General features: G+C 73.4%; 17 protein-coding genes. 11 read left to right on the top strand and 6 right to left on the bottom strand.

Features of this window, described 5'->3' with window-relative positions:
* Window positions 1-158 precede the first annotated feature (158 nt).
* A complete protein-coding gene (locus ABZ801_RS00490; protein WP_360690733.1) occupies window positions 159-983 on the top strand; it encodes an SDR family NAD(P)-dependent oxidoreductase in 825 nt (274 codons plus the stop codon).
* On the opposite strand, the gene ABZ801_RS00485 is transcribed toward ABZ801_RS00490, so the two are convergent.
* On the bottom strand, window positions 984-1358 hold the full coding sequence (locus ABZ801_RS00485) for a helix-turn-helix domain-containing protein (RefSeq protein ID WP_360690730.1): 375 nt from the start codon (window positions 1356-1358) through the stop codon (window positions 984-986).
* 89 nt (window positions 1359-1447) lie between these two features.
* Here ABZ801_RS00485 and ABZ801_RS00480 point away from each other — a divergent pair, with 89 nt between their 5' ends.
* Window positions 1448-2275 carry an NAD(P)H-binding protein gene (locus ABZ801_RS00480; protein WP_360690727.1) on the top strand — a complete coding sequence of 276 codons (828 nt, stop codon included), beginning with the start codon at window positions 1448-1450 and terminating at the stop codon, window positions 2273-2275.
* On the opposite strand, the gene ABZ801_RS00475 is transcribed toward ABZ801_RS00480, so the two are convergent.
* Entirely contained in the window at window positions 2268-3536 is a 1269-nt protein-coding gene (locus ABZ801_RS00475; RefSeq protein ID WP_360690724.1) for an acyltransferase, read from the bottom strand. The genes ABZ801_RS00480 and ABZ801_RS00475 overlap by 8 nt on opposite strands.
* 199 nt (window positions 3537-3735) lie before the next feature.
* Between ABZ801_RS00475 and ABZ801_RS00470 the strand changes: the two genes are divergently transcribed.
* Together ABZ801_RS00470 and ABZ801_RS00465 are read left to right on the top strand one after the other, a co-directional pair.
* The gene (locus ABZ801_RS00470) at window positions 3736-4515 is read left to right on the top strand and encodes a hypothetical protein (RefSeq protein ID WP_360690721.1); all 780 of its coding nucleotides are present in this window, start codon (window positions 3736-3738) and stop codon (window positions 4513-4515) included.
* 267 nt (window positions 4516-4782) lie between these two features.
* A complete protein-coding gene (locus ABZ801_RS00465; protein WP_360692660.1) occupies window positions 4783-5670 on the top strand; it encodes an alpha/beta hydrolase in 888 nt (295 codons plus the stop codon).
* A 139-nt stretch (window positions 5671-5809) separates the two neighbouring features.
* On the opposite strand, the gene ABZ801_RS00460 is transcribed toward ABZ801_RS00465, so the two are convergent.
* A complete protein-coding gene (locus ABZ801_RS00460; protein ID WP_360690718.1) occupies window positions 5810-6994 on the bottom strand; it encodes a helix-turn-helix domain-containing protein in 1185 nt (394 codons plus the stop codon).
* A gap of 227 nt (window positions 6995-7221) precedes the next feature.
* Between ABZ801_RS00460 and ABZ801_RS00455 the strand changes: the two genes are divergently transcribed.
* The 6 genes from ABZ801_RS00455 (at window position 7222) to ABZ801_RS00430 (ending at window position 14923) form a co-directional block, all read left to right on the top strand.
* A complete protein-coding gene (locus ABZ801_RS00455) occupies window positions 7222-8034 on the top strand; it encodes an ABC transporter ATP-binding protein (RefSeq protein WP_360690715.1) in 813 nt (270 codons plus the stop codon).
* The gene (locus tag ABZ801_RS00450) at window positions 8031-8852 is read left to right on the top strand and encodes an ABC transporter ATP-binding protein (RefSeq protein WP_360690712.1); all 822 of its coding nucleotides are present in this window, start codon (window positions 8031-8033) and stop codon (window positions 8850-8852) included. Before ABZ801_RS00455 ends, ABZ801_RS00450 begins: the two co-directional genes overlap by 4 nt.
* Window positions 8849-9739: a branched-chain amino acid ABC transporter permease gene (locus ABZ801_RS00445; protein WP_344941150.1), complete on the top strand. Its 891-nt coding sequence runs from the start codon at window positions 8849-8851 to the stop codon at window positions 9737-9739. Before ABZ801_RS00450 ends, ABZ801_RS00445 begins: the two co-directional genes overlap by 4 nt.
* Window positions 9732-10850 carry a branched-chain amino acid ABC transporter permease gene (locus ABZ801_RS00440; protein ID WP_360690709.1) on the top strand — a complete coding sequence of 373 codons (1119 nt, stop codon included), beginning with the start codon at window positions 9732-9734 and terminating at the stop codon, window positions 10848-10850. The genes ABZ801_RS00445 and ABZ801_RS00440 overlap by 8 nt, the downstream gene beginning before the upstream one ends.
* Window positions 10847-12094 carry an ABC transporter substrate-binding protein gene (locus ABZ801_RS00435; RefSeq protein ID WP_360690706.1) on the top strand — a complete coding sequence of 416 codons (1248 nt, stop codon included), beginning with the start codon at window positions 10847-10849 and terminating at the stop codon, window positions 12092-12094. Before ABZ801_RS00440 ends, ABZ801_RS00435 begins: the two co-directional genes overlap by 4 nt.
* A gap of 78 nt (window positions 12095-12172) precedes the next feature.
* The gene (locus ABZ801_RS00430; RefSeq protein ID WP_360690703.1) at window positions 12173-14923 is read left to right on the top strand and encodes an AAA family ATPase; all 2751 of its coding nucleotides are present in this window, start codon (window positions 12173-12175) and stop codon (window positions 14921-14923) included.
* Here ABZ801_RS00430 and ABZ801_RS00425 read toward each other — a convergent pair.
* Window positions 14916-15782: an NAD(P)H-binding protein gene (locus ABZ801_RS00425; RefSeq protein ID WP_360690700.1), complete on the bottom strand. Its 867-nt coding sequence runs from the start codon at window positions 15780-15782 to the stop codon at window positions 14916-14918. The two genes, ABZ801_RS00430 and ABZ801_RS00425, sit on opposite strands and share 8 nt — an antisense overlap.
* Window positions 15783-16030: 248 nt before the next feature.
* On the opposite strand from ABZ801_RS00425, the gene ABZ801_RS00420 reads away from it, so the two are divergent.
* Window positions 16031-16168, top strand: a complete 138-nt coding sequence (locus ABZ801_RS00420; RefSeq protein ID WP_360690697.1) for a hypothetical protein — start codon at window positions 16031-16033, stop codon at window positions 16166-16168.
* 104 nt (window positions 16169-16272) lie between these two features.
* On the opposite strand, the gene recQ is transcribed toward ABZ801_RS00420, so the two are convergent.
* Both recQ and ABZ801_RS00410 read right to left on the bottom strand, forming a co-directional pair.
* Complete coding sequence (recQ, locus tag ABZ801_RS00415; RefSeq protein WP_360690694.1) at window positions 16273-18138, bottom strand: DNA helicase RecQ; 1866 nt, start codon at window positions 18136-18138, stop codon at window positions 16273-16275.
* Window positions 18139-18325: 187 nt separating this feature from the next.
* Window positions 18326-19225 (bottom strand): LysR family transcriptional regulator, encoded by a 900-nt coding sequence (locus ABZ801_RS00410; RefSeq protein WP_360690691.1) that lies wholly within the window; start codon window positions 19223-19225, stop codon window positions 18326-18328.
* Window positions 19226-19229: the final 4 nt, after the last annotated feature.

The following is a 19229-nucleotide window of genomic DNA, read 5'->3' as shown; positions in this document are numbered from 1 at the left end:
CACAACCTTCTCTGGCTTCTTGGACGAACGAAACGAGCGAGCCGGTTGGTGGCGGACGCAGGAGTTTCAAAACCGGCCAGTTCGGCGGTCCGGGACGGTCCGCACCGCTCGCCGTTGTTCCTGGTGTTTCGTTTGTCTTTTTCCTGGGTGTAGCGGGAATGCGTCGCAGGGAAGGGGGCGGCTACCTGGGGAGAGAAGGGACTTGGGGGATGTCTCGGATACTGATCACGGGGTCCAGTGATGGGCTGGGGTTGATGGCCGGGCGGTTGCTCGCCGGGGACGGGCATCGGGTGACGTTGCATGCGCGCAACTCGGAACGGGCGCGTGATGCCTTGGAGGCGTTGCCCGAGGCGGAGGCCGTTGTCGTGGGGGATCTGGGTGCCATCGCTGGGATGCGTTCGGTGGCGCGGCAGGCGAATGAGCTGGGACGGTACGACGCGGTCATCCACAACGCGGGTGTCGGGTACCGGGAACCGAGGATCGAGACGGTTGACGGGCTGTCGCAGGTGTTCGCCGTCAACGTGCTGGCTCCCTACCTGCTCACCGCGCTCATCACCCCGCCGGATCGGCTCGTCTACCTGAGTTCGGGCATGCACCGTGACGGGCACCCTGATCTGAGCGATCCGCAGTGGGTCGGGCGGCGGTGGAACGGCGCGCAGGCGTACTCGGACAGCAAGCTGTTCGACGTCGTGCTGGCCTTCGCCGTCGCTCGGGCCTGGCCAAAGGTGCTGTCGAACGCGGTGGAGCCGGGCTGGGTGCCGACGAAGATGGGCGGGCCGGGCGCGCCCGACGATCTGACGCTCGGCGCGGTCACGCAGGCGTGGCTGGCCACGAGTGACGAGCCGGAGGCGACGGTCACCGGCGGGTACTTCTACCACCAGCGGCCGCGTGAGGTGCATCCGGCGGCGCGGTCGCTGAAGGTGCAGGACGATCTGCTCGCGCTGTGCGCCGAGCTGACCGGCACTCCGTTGCCGTCGCTGTGACTACGAGCGGGCGTCGTAGGTGCGGCGGGCCTGCTCCACCTTGGGCAGGTTGGCGGTGGCCCACTCGCTCAGGTGGGCGAACAGCGGGGCCAGGCTGCGGCCCAGGTCGCTGATCTCGTACTCGACGCGCGGTGGGACCTCGGGGTGGTAGGTGCGCACGACGAGGCCGTCGCGTTCGAGCTGGCGGAGCCGCTGGGTCAGCACCTTCGGCGTGATCGTGGTGATGCGGCGTTCGAGCTCGCCGAAGCGCTGCCGCCCGTACTCGTGCAGCGTCCACAGGATCGGCGTGGTCCAGCGGCTGAACACGATGTCGACCACCGGGGCGATGGGGCATGCCTGCTCGGGGGCGACGGGCTCGGCGGTCTTCGCGGCCATCGGGTTCCCTTCCGGTAGTCACTTTCTTCTAGGTACCTACTATATCCAGGATGTTAGCTTCCCTTCGTCAAGTGATGGAGGGGGTTTTCATGATCGTGGTGACCGGGGCCACCGGGAACGTGGGACGGCCGCTGGTGCGGGCGCTCGCCGAGGCCGGCGAGGAGGTGACGGCGGTGTCGCGGCGGCCCGTCGACGTGCCGGAGGGCGTGCGGCACGTCCAGGCCGACGTGGCCGAGCCCGAGACGCTCAAGCCCGCTCTTGAGGGCGCGGACGCCCTGTTCTGGATGGTGGTCGACAACCGGGACCTGAACGGGCGTCTTCTCGACCTGGCGAAGGCCGGGGGTGTGCGGCGGGTCGTTCTGCTCTCGTCGCAGGGGGCGCGGACGCGGCCGGAGAACCCGTCTCACGCGCCGCTGCGGGCGATGGAGGACGTCGTCCGGGAGTCGGGGCTGCCGTGGACGATCCTGCGGCCGGGCGGGTTCGCGTCCAACGCGTACGCCTGGGCCGAGCCGATCCGCACGCGGAGGGTGGCGGCCGCGCCGTTCGCGGACGTGGCGTTGCCGTTCATCGACCCGTCCGACATCGGGGAAGTGGCGGCCAGGGCCTTGACCGATGCGGCGCACGAGGGGCACGCGTACGTGCTCACCGGGCCGGAGCCGAGCACGCCGAGGCAGCGGGCGGCGGCCATCGGCGACGCGCTGGGCGAGCCCGTGCGGTTCGTCGAGCAGACCCGGGAGGAGGCGCGGGCGCAGATGCTGACCTTCATGCCGGAGCCCGTCGTGGACGGCACGCTCGACATCCTGGGTGAGCCGCTGCCGGAGGAGCAGCAGGTGAGTCCCGACGTGGAGCGGGTGCTGGGGCGGGCCCCGCGAACCTTCGCCGAGTGGGCCGTCCGCAACGTGGCGGCGTTCAGGTAACCGTGCGGGGACGGGACAGGCGGCGGGCCAGGTTCTGCATGGGGCGTTCGACGTGGCGGTAGGTGAACGCCCCGGCGGCGACCACGCAGGCGACGGCGGCCGCCCCCCAGGCCAGGCGTTCGGCAAGGGCCATGTCGTCGGGTTCCCCTACCAGGCGCCACACGACCTGGAGCACCAGCGGGTGCAGGAGGTACAGCGAGTAGCTGACGAGGCCCAGCCAGGCCAGAACCTTCGGCATCCGGTGGTGCCGCAGGGTCCAGCCGAGCAGGAACGTCAGCCACGCCGCCGTCACCGCCGCCGGCCAGCCCCAGGACGCGTCGCCCGAGGTGAGGGCGGGCCAGGCCCCGGCGGCGACGGTCAGCGCGGGCACCAGCGCGACCAGCGTCAGCCCGGGGCGGCGGGCGATCTGGCCGCGTTCGACCCGGTACAGGGCGGTGCCCGCGAACATCGTCGCCAGGATCGCCAGGCTCTCCATGCCGCCGATCCGGCTGTTGACGGTGAGCAGGGCGAGGGCGAGGACGGCCACGACGAGCGCGCCGTAGCGGCGGAGCCGTCCGGTGCCGTACATCACCGCCAGCAGGCCGCAGGCGAGGACGAGGGCGGTGACCGCGATCGACCCCATCTGCCAGTCGAGCGCGATCAGCCAGACCGGCAGCGCGGCGCCCGCCAACGCGGCGACGGCCGCGAACGCCGCCGCCGTGCCCGCGCTCGCCCGGTGCACCCCGGCCACGAACATCGCCGTCACCAGCAGGTAGAACACCATCTCGTAGGAGAGGGTCCAGAAGACGTTGACGACGTTCGGCACGCCCAGCAGGTCCTGCAGCATCGTGGCGTGCGCGAGCGTGGCCATCCACGGGCGGTCGGTGAGCGGGGCGGGCAGCGGCCAGGCCACCCCGGTCGCCGCGAGCGTCACGCCGAGCAGCCCGGCCACCGCGAACAGCGGGTACAGGCGCAGGAAGCGGCCGATCCAGAACGCGCGCAGATCGCCGCGCCGCTCCAGTGACGCGGGCACGATGTAGCCGCTGACGAGGAAGAACACGAACACGCCGTACCGGCCGAAGTCGAACCACGGGCTCGCGGTGCGGCGCACCTCGGGGAACAGCACGTCCAGCGAGTGTTCGAAGACCACCACCATGGCCGCCAGGCCGCGCAGGCCGTCCAGCCACGCCAGGCGTCGCGAACTGGGCGGTACGCGTTCGGTCGGTTGCGGACGGGAGCGGTTGCGGGGCGCCGTGACGGACGCGAGCGCGGGCACGAGCATCGGGGTCACGCTAGGTGCGGACACTCCAATGATGCTGACGTTTCCCTGAACGTTTCCTGAATGGCGGGGGGCGGGTGGGACGATACCTGCGATGCGCTACATGGAGATCGAGGCCTTGGGCAATGGGCGTGCGTTCGGCCTGAGTGTCGAACGGGGTCGGATGCCGGGGCTTCGCATGGAGGTGGCGCATCCACGTCGCATGCTCCTGCGTCAGGGACACGACGCGGTGCTGCTCGGCTTGGTGGACGAGGACCGGTCGGGCGTGGACGTCTTCCGTACGGGACGTTACACCTCGCCCCTGCCGCCGTTGCGTGCCGCCGAGGCGCGCGTACGCGAAAGCCGCGACTGGGCGTACCGGTTCGCCATGTGGTTGGACGAGGCCGACACTTCCCCCTTGCACGAGGGGCGGTGGGTGCTGCGGATGTTCAACACGAACGTCTGGGAGCCGCTCTCCGGGTGGTGGGGGTGGGGCCTGGTCGGCGCCGAGCCCCAGCCGTCCACCTACATCGACTGGGACGGCAACGGGTGGGGCGGGATCCTGCCGTTGCGTCCGCTCTCCCCTCCTGACGCGGGACGGGTGAAGGCCTACCGCAAGCAGGTACGGGAACGTGCGCTGCCGCCCGTACTCCTGTGGGCCGTCAGCGGGTTGGACGGGCATGTGGTGCTGGACGGTCACGACCGGCTGGCCGCTGCACTCGCCGAGGAAGTCGTCCCACCGATGCTCGTCCTGACGCGGGGGATGGACGCCGCCGGGCAACGGGCGGTCCTGGAGGCCGTGGAGGATTACGTGACCGGCGTCATCGAGAAGCTGCGGCGGCGGCCGGAGCCTGGCACACAGCGGCAGATCGACGCGCTCGTCCAAGGGCTCGCGCGGACGGCCGCGGCCGTCCCGTACGACGACGAGCGGACGCGGGCGTGGCCCCTGCCGGGCGGGGCCGACGCGTGGGACGCCGCGGCCGCGGCCTGCGGGTGGCGGTAACCCCCCGGCGGTAACGGCCCTGGTGGGGCCAAGGGCCGCGACGAGGCAGGCGATTTCGCCGATGCCTGCTCGCGCGGGGGATTGCACGCTCTCCACGTCGACATCCGTGTGAACCACGTCACGGCCCCCACGTGCCGCGGTTCCCCCCCCGAACAGGAGTGCATCGACGTGCAGTCCCGGAACACCCCATCTGACAGCGCCCCGCCCATCAGATCCGGGCTCCTGACCGCTCCGGCCCCCCGCCACCGCGCCCCCCGCCTCCGCGCCCTGCGGGCCGTCGCCAAGGCGGCCCTGGCGGTCACGCTGGCCGCCGGCACCGGCGCGCTCGCCGCTCCCGCCGCGCACGCCGCTCCCGCCGCCCCGGCCGCCGTCACCGCGGCGAGCCCGTACCAGCACGGGCCCGACCCGACCGAGGCCCTCATCGAGTCGGCGCGCGGCCCGTACTCGACGTCCCAGACCGCCGTCTCCAGCCTGAGCGTCACCGGCTTCGGCGGCGGCGTCATCTACTACCCGACCACCACCAGTGAGGGCACGTTCGGCGCGATCGCCATCTCGCCGGGCTTCACCGCCACCTGGTCCAGCCTGGACTGGCTGGGCCCGCGCCTGGCCTCGCACGGCTTCGTGGTGTTCGGCATCGAGACCAACACGCTGCTCGACCAGCCGGACAGCCGCGGCTCCCAGCTGCTGGCCGCGCTGGACTACCTGACCCAGCGCAGCTCGGTCCGCAGCCGGGTGGACGCGTCGCGCCTGGCCGTGGCCGGCCACTCCATGGGCGGCGGCGGCACGCTGGAGGCCGCCAAGGACCGTCCCTCGCTCAAGGCCGCCATCCCGATCGCGCCGTGGAACCTCGACACGACCTGGCCCGAGGTCCGCACCCCCACCCTGATCATCGGTGGCCAGTCCGACGCCGTCGCGCCGGTGGCCACCCACTCCATCCCCTTCTACCTGACGCTGAGCAACACGCCGGAGAAGGCGTACATGGAGCTGCGCGGCGCCAGCCACTTCTTCCCGCAGACGTCCAACACCACCATGGCCAAGTACATGATCAGCTGGATGAAGCGGTTCATCGACGACGACACCCGCTACAGCCAGTTCCTGTGCCCGGCCCCCAACGACCTGACCATCTCGGACTACCGCGACACCTGCCCCGTCTGAGCGGGTGACACATCCGCCCGGCGGCGGTCGCCTCCCCCGGCGACCGCCGCCGGGCCTCTCGTGCGAAACGTCGAAGCGAGGTCGATCCAACGATGAATCGACGCCACGGTGGCGGCGCTGCGCCCGGGCGGGGTGGCGTTCAGTCGTCGGACAGGTTGCGGGAGCTGAGGGCCAGGACGATCTCCATCAGGTCGCGGGGGCGGCTGAGCATCCGGCCGGTGAGGGTCTCGATGCGGCGCAGCCGGTTCAGCACGGTGTTGTGGTGGCAGTACAGCCGGGTCGCGGCGCGGGCGGCCGACCCGTCGCACTCCAGCCAGGTGGCCAGGGTCGCGATCAGCACGTCGCGGGTCCCGGTGTCCAGGGCGGCCAGCGGGCCCAGCACCCGCTCGTGCAGCCGTCCGGCGAGCGCGGGCTGCGACACCAGCAGCGCCTCGGGGAGGCGCCGGTCGATGCGGGCGATGTCCGGCTCGCCCGGGCGGCAGGTGCGCAGCGCCAGCTCGGCGAGCCAGCGCGCCGTGCCGAGGTCGGCCAGGCCGTCGACGACGGCGCTGACGCCCGCGTGCGCGCGCAGGTGCGGGCGCAGCGCGGCCTCCAGGTCGTCCAGGTCGGCCTCGCCGAGGTCGACCACCGCCACCTGCACGTCGGCGCGCACCCGCCAGATGAACCGCATGCCGCCCGTCGCCGAGTCGGCGGGACGGCCCGGTTCGTCCTGGCGCAGCATCACCACGGCGTAGCGGCCGCTGGGCGCCAGGCCGAGCACGGACACGGCCGTGGCGATCAGGCCGCCGTCGCCGCGTCCCTCCAGCAGCGCGTCCACGACGGCGTTGACCCGCTCCACGCTGCGCCGCAGCAGGTCGTACTCGGTGCGGTGGTAGGCGGCCGCGGCCGCGCTGGACTGCTGGTCGATGGTCTGCCAGGTGCGGGTGGCCTGCCGGACGAGCGCGGGCACCTGCGCGGGGTCGTCCTCGGTGACGGCCTCCACCAGCGCGTCCCAGAACACGGTGCCCGCCAGGCGGTAGGAGCGCAGCAGCCGGTCCAGCGGCAGGCCCTGCTCGGCGCGGCGCCGGCCGAGCTCCTCGGCCCACGTCAGGTCGGCGCGGCCCCGGCCGGAGTCGAGGATCGCCGCGAAACCGTGGCCGAGCCCGGTGTGGCAGACCTCCCACAGATCCTCGCGCGGACCGCTCGGACGGTCACCGCCCTCACCGTCGAGGATCTCGCCGACCAGCCGTCCCGCGAGGTCGGGCAGCCGCTCGCGTAGCCGCGCCACCGCCCGGCGGACGACCGCCCGGTCGGCGCCGTCGGACACCGTCGTGAGCATCGCCATGCTCGCCTCCTCGAACGCCACCGCAGGTGCCGCCGCAGGGCGCTCATGGTCGCATCCGGGCGGGGCCGTGACCAGACCCAGACCCGCGGGATTGTGAGCGCTCACAACCCCGGGCGGCGCGGGTTGCGTCCGCTCCCCGTATTAGAACGGCGCTCTAGACCTGCCCCGCCGGCCCGTGTTGGTGTGTGCCTCCCCACCCCCCGCGAGCTGACCGCGAGGAGACACAGGTGCGCGTACGGCATGGCCCCGGGGTCGCTCTGAGCGTGAGCGGCCTGACCATCGACTACGGCCCCGTCCGGGCCCTGCGGGAGGTGTCCCTGGAGGTGCCCGAGGGCGGGTTCGTGGCCGTCCTCGGCGGCAACGGCGCGGGCAAGACCACGCTGCTGAGGGCCGTGTCCGGCGTGCTGTCGTTCCACGGCGGGACGGTGCGCGACGGCGACGTCACCGCCCACGGACGACCGCTGCGCGGCCTGCGCCCCGACCAGATCGTCGCCGACGGCGTCGTCCAGGTGCCCGAGGGCCGCGACGTGTTCGCCCGCATGACCGTCGGCGAGAACCTCCGGGCCGGGGCGCTGGGCACCCGGCGCGACCGGCGCCGCACGGCCGCCACCCGCGCGCGCGTGCTGGAGCTGTTCCCGGTGCTGGCCGAACGCGACCGGCAGAAGGCGGGCCTGCTGTCGGGCGGCGAGCAGCAGATGCTCGCGATCGGCCGGGCGCTCATGGCCGAACCGCGGCTGCTGCTGCTCGACGAGCCGTCCCTCGGCCTGGCGCCCATCATGGTCGAGCGGATCGCCGAGACGATCGCCGCGATCAACCGGCAGGGCACCGCCGTGCTGCTGATCGAGCAGAACGCCGCGCTGGCGCTGGAGCTGACGTCGCACGCCTACGTGCTGGAGGTCGGCGCGGTCGCGCTGTCCGGGCCGTCCGCCGAGCTGGCCGCGTCCGAGGAGGTCCGCCGCCGCTACCTGGGACCGGCGGGCGCGGACGACGACGAGCCGGCCGACGTCCCGGAGCGGACCCTGGCGAGGTGGGCCGGATGACCGCCGCGCCCGAGTTCGTCGCACCCGAGCTGGCCGTCACGGGGCTGACCGTGCGGTTCGCCGGCCTCACCGCGCTGGACGACGTCGACTTCACCGTCACGCCCGGCAGCATGCACGCGCTCATCGGCCCGAACGGCGCGGGCAAGTCGACCTGCTTCAACGTGCTGTCGGGCGTCTACCGGGCGACGTCGGGCAGCGTCCGGCTCGGCGGCACGGAGCTGACCGGCCTGCCGCCGCACCGCATCGCCGCGCTCGGCGTGGCCCGCACGTTCCAGAACATCGCGCTGTCGCCCCGGCTCAGCACGGCCGACAACCTGATGCTCGGCCGCCACCGCCTCACCCGCGCCGGGTTCGTCGCCTGCGGGCTGCGGCTGCCCGCCGCGCGCCGCGAGGAACGCCGCCACCGCGCCCGCGTCGCGGAGATCGCCGAGTTCGTCGGCGTCGCCGGGCACCTCGGCCACCCCGTGGGGCTGCTGCCGTACGGGGTGCAGAAGCGCGTCGAGCTGGCCCGGGCGTTGTGCCTGGAGCCGCGCGTGCTGCTGCTGGACGAGCCGGTCGCCGGGATGAACGCGCCGGAGCGGCGCGTGATGGCCACCGTGCTGCGCCAGGTCCGCGCCTCGCTCGGCATCTCGGTCCTGCTGGTGGAGCACGACATGGACATGGTCGCCCGGCTGGCCGACGAGGTCACCGTCCTGGACTTCGGCCGCCGCATCGTCACCGGCACCCCGGCGAGCGTCCAGCGCGACCCGCGGGTCGTCCGCGCCTACCTCGGCACCGGCAAGTCCGCGGCACCGGCCACGGAGGGGGAGCACGCGTGAGCTCGATCGTGGAGATCCTGGTCAACGGGCTGGCGTCCGGCGCGGTGTACGCGCTGATCGCGCTCGGCTTCGTGGTGATCTTCAAGGCCACCGAAGTGATCAACTTCGCCCATCCGTCGCTGCTGCTCGCGGGCGGCTACCTGGTCGCGGTGCTGCACGACGACATCGGCTTCGCGGGCGCCGTCCTGGCGGGCGTCGCGGCGACGGCGGCGCTGGCCGCGCTGGTGGAACTGGTGGTGCTGCGCCGCGTCCGGGCCGGCGGGCACGCCACGCTGAGCATCGTCACGATCGGCGTGGACATCGTCCTCACCGTCGAGCTGACCCGCCGCATCGGCACCGAGGTGCTGCCGCTCGGCGACCCCTGGGGCGACCGCGTCGTGCGGATCGGCGACGTGACGATCGCGCAGACCCGCATCGCCGCGTTCGTCGTCGCGGTCGCCGTCATCGCCGCGTTCCTGCTGGCGTTCCGGTTCACCTCCTGGGGCGTGGCGATGCGCGCCGCCGCCGAGAACCGGGAGACGGCGGCGCTGATGGGCGTGCGGCTCGGCCGGGTCTCGGCGGGCGCCTGGGCCGTCGCCGGGGCGCTGGCCGCGCTCGCCGCGCTGTTCCTGTGCGTGTTCCCCACCCCCGGCCTGGACCGGACGACGTCGTTCGCCGCGCTCAAGGCGCTGCCCGCCGCCGTGCTCGGCGGGGTCGACTCCACCACCGGCGCCCTCGTCGGCGGCGTGCTGATCGGGATCACCGAGGCGGCGGTCGTCGGCTACCAGAACGACGTGGCGCTGTTCGGCGGCGGCTTCGCCGAGATCGCGCCCTACCTGCTGATGACCGTCGTGCTGCTCGCCCGCCCCGCCGGGCTGTTCGGAACCAGGGAGCCCGCCCGTGTCTGAGCGACGTGTGACGGCCGGCGCGGCCGCCGCCGGCCTGGTCGTGCTGCTGGCGCTGCCGTTCTACGCCGGGCCGTTCTGGCTGCAGGCCGGGCTGTTCGCGATGGCCGCCGCGATCGGCGCCATCGGGCTGAACGTGCTCACCGGCGCGGCCGGTCAGCTGTCCATGGGGCACGCGTTCTTCCTGGCCGTGGGCGCCTACGCCTACGTGTGGCTGGCCGCCGAGCCGGAGGAGGCAGCCGGGCACACGCTGTCCGGGCTGGGCTGGCCGACATGGCCGGCGGCGGTCGCGGCGGTCGTCGTCGCCGGGATCGCGGGCGGGGTGTGCAGCCCCATCGCGGGACGCCTCAAAGGCCCCGCGCTGGGCATCGCGACGCTCGCGCTGGTCTTCCTCGGCCAGCACATGATGCTGCGGGCCGACTCGGTCACCGGCGGCGTCAACGGACGCGCCGTCCCGCCGATGGAGCTGCTGGGGTTCCGGTTCGCCGACACCCCCGAACCGCTGTACGTGCTGGGCGTGCCGTTCGGCGGGCTGGAACGGCTCTGGTACCTGGCCCTGCTGCTGCTCGTCCTCGCCGGGCTGTTCGCGCGGGGCGCGCTGCGCTCCCGTCCCGGACGCGCGCTCAACACGATCCGCGACAACGAGATCGCGGCGGGCGCGATGGGCGTGCCGGTCGCGCGGTACCGGGCGGCGGCGTTCGTGCTGTCGTCCATGTACGCGGGCCTGGCCGGGGTGCTGGTCGCGCTGGCGTTCCAGCGGACGGTGCCCGAGTACTTCGGCCTGGCGCTGGCCCTCGACTACCTCGCCATGATCGTCATCGGCGGGCTCGGGACGGTGGCGGGCGCGGTCACCGGCGCGGTGTTCGTGTCCGTGCTGCCCATGCTGCTCACCCGCTACGGCGACGCCGTCCCCCTGGTCGCCCCGCCCGGCTCGTCGGGCGGCATGTCGCCCGCCGAGGCCGCCCGGCTGCTGTACGGCGTCGCGTTCGTCGCCGTCCTGCTGTACCTGCCCGGCGGCGTGCTCGGCCTGGCCGCGCGCGTCCGGATCCGCGTCCGCGCCCGCCGCCGCCCCGCGTCCCCCCTTCCCTCCAGCCCCGAGGAGACACCCGCATGAGAACCCTGACCGTCGCCGCGACGACGCTGGCGCTCGCCCTGGCGGCCGCCGGGTGCAGCGGCAAGGCCACCGGCGGCTCGTCCTCCGATGGCGTCAAGACCGGACCCGGCGTCACCGACGACAAGATCACCGTGGCGGCGCTGACCGACCTCACCGGCCCGTACGCCGCGCTCGGCAAGGGCGTCACCCAGGCGCAGAAGCTCTACTTCGACCAGCTCAACGCCGCGGGCGGGGTGTGCGGACGCAAGATCGAGCTGGTGGTCCGCGACCACGGCTACGACGTGCAGAAGGCCGTGGCCGCCTACAGCGAGGTCGTCCCCCGGTCGGTGGCGCTGCCGCAGGTCATCGGGTCGCCGATCACCAACGCGCTGCGCGCCCGGGTGGAGTCCGACCATCTGCTGACCATCCCGCAGGCGTGGGCGCACGACCTGCTCGGCAGCCGCTACATCCAGGTCACCAGCACCACCTACGACATCGACATGATCAACGGGCTGGCGTACCTGGCGCAGGAGAAGGGTCTCAAGCGCGGCGACAAGGTCGGCCACATCTACCTGGAGGGCGACTACGGGCAGAGCGCCCTCGCCGGGTCCAAGTACGCGGCCGGCAAGCTCGGGATGACGCTGGTCGAACAGCAGGTCAAGGCGACCGACGCGGACATGACCGCGCAGGTCGGCGCGTTCCGCAAGGCCGGGGTGAAGGCCGTGCTGGTCAGCGTCAGCCCCAAGCAGGCCGCGTCGCTGGTGGGCGTGGCGGCGGCGTCCGGGCTGGACGTGCCGTTCGCCGCGAGCAACTCGGCGTTCGCGCAGCAACTGCTGGCCACCCCGGTCGGCGCGGCGCTGCAGAAGGACTACTACGTGATGACCGCCGCGCCGCCGTTCAGCACCGACATCGCCGCCGTGCGGAAGCTGGCCGGGGAGTACCAGGCGGCCTACAAGGGGCAGCCCCTGGACAGCTCGGTCTACTCGGGTTACACAACGGCTGGGATCGTCGGCGAGGCGCTGAAGAAGGCGTGCGCCAGCAAGGACCTCACGCGCGACGGCATCGTCAACGCCCACCGCTCCAACGCCAGGTTCGACCTCGGGTTCGGCGGCGCGCCGCAGGACTTCTCCAAGTGGGACCGTCCCGCGTCCCGCGCCAGCTACGTCGTCAAGCCCGACGCCAAGGCGGCGGGCGGCACCCGGATGGTGCGCGACGCCACCGAGTCCGACCTCGCCAAGGGGTACGCGGCGCCGAGCCACGGCTGACCGCGATCGGCCCCGGGCCGGCAAGCCACTGAGCCGCGAGCCGCATCGCACGAGCGGCATCCGGCTGGGAGGTGCGACATGACCCTCGGAACCGACCTCGCCCCCACGACCACGACGACCACCCTCTACGGGCGGGACCACGAGCTGGCGGCCCTGCGCGGGCTGCTCGGCCGGGCCCGCACCGGACACGGCGGCGCGCTGGCGATCGTCGGGCCGCCCGGCATCGGCCGCACCGGCCTGCTGGAGGCGGTCGTCCGCCAGGCGCCGCCCCGGTTCCGCGCGCTCGGCACCCGGGGCATCCGGCAGGAGACCGCCGTGCCGTACGCGGGCCTGCACCGGCTGCTGCGCCCGCTGGCGGACGCGGCGCGGCGGTCGTCCCCGGCGCACGCCTCCAGGCACGCCGACGTGCTCGGGCCGCTGCTCGGGCACGGCGGCGGCGTCACCGCCGCGCCGTTCACCCTGTTCACCGCCGTGTGCGGGCTGCTGGCCGAGGCGGCGGCCGGCCGGCCGCTGCTGTGCTGGGTGGACGACGCGCACCTGCTCGACCGCGTGTCGCTGGAGGCGCTGACGTACGCGGCGCGGCGCGTCCGCGACGACCGCGTGGCCATGGTGTTCACGGTGTGCGGGCGGGACGGCCCGGCCGACGTGCCCCGGCTCTCCGTCCCCCCGCTGGACGACGCCGCCTCCGTGCGCCTGCTGGACCGGCTCACCCGGGGCCTGATCCGGGAGGAGCTCGCCGAGGAACTGGTCGAGCTGGCCGCCGGCCGCCCGCTGGCACTGGTCGAGCTGGCCGAGGCGCTGACGCCCGAGCAGCTCGCGGGCACGGCGGCGCCGCCCCGGGCGCTGCCCCCCGGCAGCCGCCTGCGCGCCCGCTACCGGCGGCGCTACCTCGGCCTGCCGACCGGGGCCCGGCGGCTGGTGCTGCTCGCGGTCGCCGACGACCGGCTCGACCTGGACACCCTCGCCCGCGCCGCCGACCTCGCCGACCTGGACACGGCGCTCGGCTCAGGGCTGCTGCGCGTGGACGGGCAGGCCGTGGAGGTGCCGCCGCTCGTCCGGTCGTCGGTGTACGCCGACGCCTCGCCCGCCGAACGGCGGTGGGCGCACGCGCGGCTCGCGGACGTCCTCGACCAGGAGGGACAGCGGGCCCGGCGCGGCCGCCACCGCGCCGCCGCCGTGGACCGTCCGGACGACTCCCTCGCCGACGAGCTCGCCGACGCCGCCGCCTCCGCACGCGCGACCGGCCAGTACCTGGACGCCTCGCGCACCTGGCAGCGCGCCGCCGAGCTCACCACGGGCCTGGACCTGAAGGCGGACCGGTACGTGTCCGCCGCCGCCGACGCGTGGACGGCCGGGCTGCCCCGCCGTGCCCGCGCGATGCTGCGTCCCGTGCTGCCGTTCGCCGACACCCCCGAACGGCTCGGCCGCGCCCGGCTGCTCCAGGGCGAGATCGAGCTGTACGACGGGACGCCCGCCATCGCCGCCGGAATCCTGCGCGAGGCCGCCGACCGCCTGGCCGGCGCGGACCCCGCGCTGGCCGCCACCACGTTGATGAAGGCCGCGCACGCCGCCGAATCGGGCGGCGACGTCCACTCGTTCGCCGCCATCGCCGACCACGCGGCGGGACTCCACGCGCGGGGCCCGGTCGCCGAGCTGGTGTTCGCGCACCTCGTCGGCTTGGCGGCGACCTTCCGGGGACGGTACGACGTCGCGTCCCGGAACCTGGCCAAGGCACTGCATCTCGCCGACAAGGCCGACGACTGCGCGGCCGTCATGTACGCGGCGTTCGCCGCCATGGTGTGCGGCGACGGACGGCGCGCCCGGGAACTGGCCGCACGGGCGGTGGCAAGCGCGCGCTGCGGCGGCGTTCCCGTCCTGGAGCCGCAGGCGCTGGCGATCCTCGCCCACACCGAACTGTTCCTCGGCCGCTACCCGGCGGCGACCGCCATCGCCCAGGAAGGGCTGCACCTCGCCCGCGCCGCCGGGCAGCGCAACATCGCCGCCGACCACCTGGCCACGATCGCGCTGGTCACCGCGTTCCGCGGCGACCGCGCCGCCACGCTGAACCACCTCGACGGGCTCAGCGACACCGTGGGACGCCACGGGCTCGCCCGGCCCGCCGCGTACGGGTCGTGGGCCCTGGCCTGCCTGGACCTGGCCGACGACCGTCCCGCCGACGCCCTGGCCCGGCTCCGGCTGCTGACCGGCACCGACTCGGCTCATCCCGCCGTCCGCGTCATGGCCGCCGTGCACCTGGTGGAGGCCGCCGCCCGCTGCGGCCGCCGGGACGAGGCCCGCAGCGCCTTCGAGCTGTACGACCGGTGGGCGCGCGGCACCCGCAGCCCCGGACGGCGCGCGCTCGCCCACCGCTGCCACGCCCTGCTCGCCGACGACGAGGACACGGCCGTCGCGCATTTCGAGGAGGCGCTGCGGCTGCACGGCCACTGCGACGCGACGTTCGAGCTGGCCCGGACGGAACTGCTGTACGGGCACCGGCTGCGCCGCGACCGCCGTCCCCGCGAGGCCCGCGGCCACCTGCGCACCGCCGTGCAGATCTTCGACAACTACGACGCGGCGACGTGGGCCGAACGCGCGCGGGCCGAGCTGCGCGCGGCGGGGGAGGTGGTGGACGGCGGCGGCACGGTCGGCCTGGACCGGCTGACCGCCCAGCAGCTCCAGATCGCCCGGCTCGTCGCCGCGGGCGCCACCAACCGCGAGATCGCCGCCCGGCTCACCATCAGCCCCCGCACCGTCGACCACCACCTGCGCAACGTCTTCTCCCGGCTGGGCATCCGGTCGCGCGTGGAACTGGCCCGTCTGCTCACCTGAAGTCGTCGGCGTGGTCACGGGCCCACTGGGCGAACGTCCGCGCGGGCCTGCCGATGGCGTCCTGCATGGTGGGCATCGGCCCGAACGAGGCGAGGTCGAGTTCGGCCATCGCGTGAGGGTCGGCGGGCTTCCCGGAGTAGTCCTCGAAGCCGAGAAGGAAGTCGGCGTTCGCGGCGGCGAATCCGCCCAGCCTGCGGTACTGCTCGCGCGCCTCCTCGGGCGTGACCGTCTCGACCCGGATGTCCCGTCCGATGGCGGAGGCGATGGCCTTCGCCTGGTCGCGCTTGGAGAGGAGTTCGGGACCGTTCAGGTCGTAGGCCCTGCCCGCGTGCCCGTCCTCAAGCAGCGCCGCCGCGGCGACGTCGGCGATGTCCTGTTCGTGGACGGGGCACCAGGGCACATCCGGGAACGGGTCGCGGACCACGCTCTCCTGCCGGATGGACGGACCCCACAGCCACACCTTGTTGAGCATGAACTCGCCGGGCCGCACATGCGTCCATTCCAGACCGGACGCCTCCACCGCCTGCTCCACGGGCAGATGGAAGTCGGTGTCGATCCCCCCGGTGACGGCGCCGGACGAGAGCGTCACGATATGCCTCACCCCGGCGTCCTTCGCCAGCGTCACCACGTCCTTCGCCGTGGCGGCCACCGGGAACAGGTACATGCGTTCCACGCCGTGGAAGGCGTCGGCGAGGCCCCCGGGCACCGCGAGATCGCCCCCGACGATATCCACACCCTGTGGAAAACGTGCCCTGCTCGGGTCGCGGGTCAGCGCCCGCACGTCCGCGCCCGCCTCGACGAGCCGCTCGACCACGAGCCTGCCCACATTTCCGGTCGCCCCGGTCACCAGAATCGTCATCGCGTTTCCCTTCTTTCGGGCACGCCGAACAAGCCCCCGCCGGGGCCGGTCGCGGCATTTCCCTCATCCTGAACCGTCACGGCGGCCAGAGCAAACGCGAACACGTCGTTCACATATGGCGCTGACCAGCGAAAACGCCGAACCTTCGCGGCGGCGACCAGACCCTTTTCACGCTCCCATGCGCCGCCTTGAACTGCGCTTTCTCCATCGCGGCGAACAAATCGCAATCGCGGCCGCCAAGCGGCATCATGCGTACGGCGTCACCAGCGAGCGCTGAGACACTGGCGGTCCTCGACGCGCGCATCGCCGCCCAGACCGAGGCCCGCGACCGGCTGGCCGCGGCGCTGCGCACGGCCACCGGCGGCGCCGTCCGCACCATCGCCTGACGATCACGACGGAGACGTGCGGCCACGCCCGCGGTCGGAGCTCGCGGTTCGCGGGGGTGGCCACGCTCCGGGGCGTGTTGTGAACGTCCGCCCCGCCAGGGAGATCACTCGGTGGCGGGGGTGTCTTCGGTGAGGGTGTCGAGGACCTGCTGGCCGTACTTGGCGAGCTTGTTCTCGCCGACGCCGTTCACGCGGCTGAGCTCGGCGAGGGACGCCGGGCGGACGGTGGCGATCTCGCGGAGGGTGGCGTCGTGGAAGATGACGTAGGCGGGGACGCCCTGCTCCTTGGCGGTGGCGGCGCGCCAGGCGCGTAGCCGCTCGAACAACGGCACCGCCTCTGCGGGCAGGTCGGCGGCCGGGGTGGACTTCTTGCCCGACTTGGCGGCGCCGGCGGCCTTGGTGGCGGGACGTTCGGGTTCGCGGCGCAGCATGACCTTGCGCCGGCCGCGCAGCACCTCGGCGCTGCGGTCGGTGATGACCAGCGTGCCGTGGTTGCTCTCGACGGCGAGCAGTCCCTGCGCCAGGAGCTGGCGGACCACGCCGCGCCACTCGGCCTCGCGCAGCTCGGTGCCGATGCCGAACACCGTCAGCGCGTCGTGGTCGAACTGGATGACCTTGGCGGTCTTCTTGCCGAGCAGGATGTCGATGATGTGGCCCGCGCCGAACTTCTGGCGCCGCTCGCGGTCGAGCCGCACCACGGCCGACAGGATCTTCTGGGCGGCGATCGTGCCGTCCCACGACTGCGGCGGCGACAGGCAGGTGTCGCAGTTGCCGCAGGGCTCGGCGGGCTGGCCGAAATAGTCCAGCAGGCGGACGCGGCGGCAGTCGACCGCCTCGCACAGCGCCAGCATCGCGTCCAGATGCAGGGTCAGGCGGCGCCGGTGCGCGTCGTCGCCCTCGGAGCCCTCGATCAGCTTGCGGAGGTTGACGACGTCCTGCAGCCCGTAGGCGAGCCAGGCCGTTGAGGGCAGGCCGTCGCGTCCGGCGCGGCCCGTCTCCTGGTAGTAGCCCTCGACCGACTTGGGCAGGTCCAGATGCGCCACGAACCGTACGTCCGGCTTGTCGATGCCCATGCCGAACGCGATCGTGGCGACCATGACGAGGCCGTCCTCGCGCAGGAAACGCGCCTGGTTGGCGGCGCGGGTGGCCGCGTCCAGGCCCGCGTGGTACGGCAGCGCCTCGACCCCGTTCGCGGACAGGAACTCGGCGGTCTTCTCGACCGAGTTGCGCGACAGGCAGTAGACGATGCCCGCGTCCCCGGCGTGCTCGGTGCGCAGCAGCGTCAGCAGCTGCTTCTTCGGGTCGACCTTCGGCTCGATCCGGTACTGGATGTTGGGGCGGTCGAAGCTGGCCACGAAGTGCCGGGCCCGCTCCAGGTCGAGGCGGGCGGCGATCTCGGCGCGGGTCGCCGGGGTGGCGGTCGCGGTGAGGGCGACGCGCGGCACGTCCGGCCAGCGTTCGTGCAGCCCGGACAGCATCAGGTAGTCGGGCCGGAAGTCGTGCCCCCACTGCGCCACGCAGTGCGCCTCGTCGATCGCGAACAGCGAGACCGTCCCGCGGTCGAGCAGCTCGACGGTGGCGGGCAGCCGCAGCCGCTCGGGCGCCAGGTACAGCAGGTCCAGCTCGCCGGCGACGAACTGCGCCTCCACGACGCGGCGCTCGTCGAAGTCCTGCGTGGAGTTGAGGAACCCGGCCCGCACGCCGAGCGCGCGCAACGCGTCCACCTGGTCCTGCATCAGCGCGATCAGCGGGGAGATCACCACCCCGACGCCCTTACGGACCAGCGCGGGGATCTGGTAGCACAGCGACTTGCCGCCGCCGGTCGGCATGAGCACCAGGGCGTCGTGCCCGGCGATCACATGCTCGATGATCTCCTGCTGCCCGTCGCGGAACGCGTCGTACCCGAACACGCGCCGCAGCACGTCCAGCGCGCCGCTACTGGCCTGCACTTCGCTCGCGTGAGTGGACACCCGGCCATCCTAGGGGCCGGGTACGACGGGCCGCGCGGGTTATCCACAGGCCCCCTGAGGTGCCGATCGCGCCGGCGATGCCGTCGAGGATCAGTTCGAGACCGAAGAAGCGTCCAGGTCAGCTACGAGAAATCCGCGAAGGCTCAGGAGAAGCGGGATCGGCGATATGGGCTCGTCCGCAGGATTCTCACGTCGCGGCGTGCTGGTCGCCGGAGTCCGCGGAGATGCCCAGTGTGGACAGGAAGGCCGCGGCGGCGGGGGAGGGGCGGAAGCGGCTCCAGATGAGGTGCTCCACGCGGGCCGGAGCGTCGCGAACCCGGACGGTGGGCAGGTCGGGGAGTTCGGACGCGAAGGAGGCGGGCATCATCCCGATCCCCAGGCCCTGCCGGATGAGGCGGGCCATGAAGTCCACGGTCGTCACTTCGAAGGCGACCTCGCGCCGGACTCCGGCCGCCGCGAACGCCTGGTCCGACTGGGTCCGCGCGGCGGTGCCCGCGGGGAAGTCGACGAAGGGTTCGTCCGACAGCTGGTGCAGGTCAAGGTGCTCCTCGCCCGCCAGCGGGTGGTCGGGCGCCATCATGGCGACGAGGTCACCGCGCGCCAGTTCACGGCCGCGGACGCCCTTGGGACGCAGGTCCACCGGCAGCCCCAGGAACCCGATGTCCAGGGTGCCCTGCCGCACCTGTTCGATCAGCTCCTCGCTCGCGCCCGAGCGGAGGGTGATGCGCACCTGCCGGTGCCGCAGGTGAAAGTCCTTCAACGCGGTGGACAGGTCGACCGCCGTGACGGTGGGGATGGCGCCGATGGCGAGCCGTCCGCGGATCTCGCCCGCGGCGGCCGCCACCTCGGCGCGGGCGCGTTCGGCGGCGTCCAGAGCCTGGCGGGCGGCGGGGAGGAACGCCTCGCCGGCGGGGGTCAGCCGGACGCGGCGGCTGGTGCGGTCGAACAGCTTGGCGCCCAGCTCACGTTCCAGGCGGGCGATCTGGTGGCTCAGCGCGGACTGGACGACCCGGCACCGCTCGGCGGCGCGGGTGAAGTTGCTCGTCTCCGCGACCGCGACGACGTAGCGCATCTGCTGAAGCTCCATGGAT

Source organism: Actinomadura sp. NPDC047616, from assembly GCF_040642915.1.
Lineage (GTDB): Bacteria > Actinomycetota > Actinomycetes > Streptosporangiales > Streptosporangiaceae > Spirillospora > Spirillospora miaoliensis.
The sequence above is the reverse complement of the archived record's forward strand: the minus strand, read 5'-3'. Positions and strand labels throughout refer to the sequence as shown.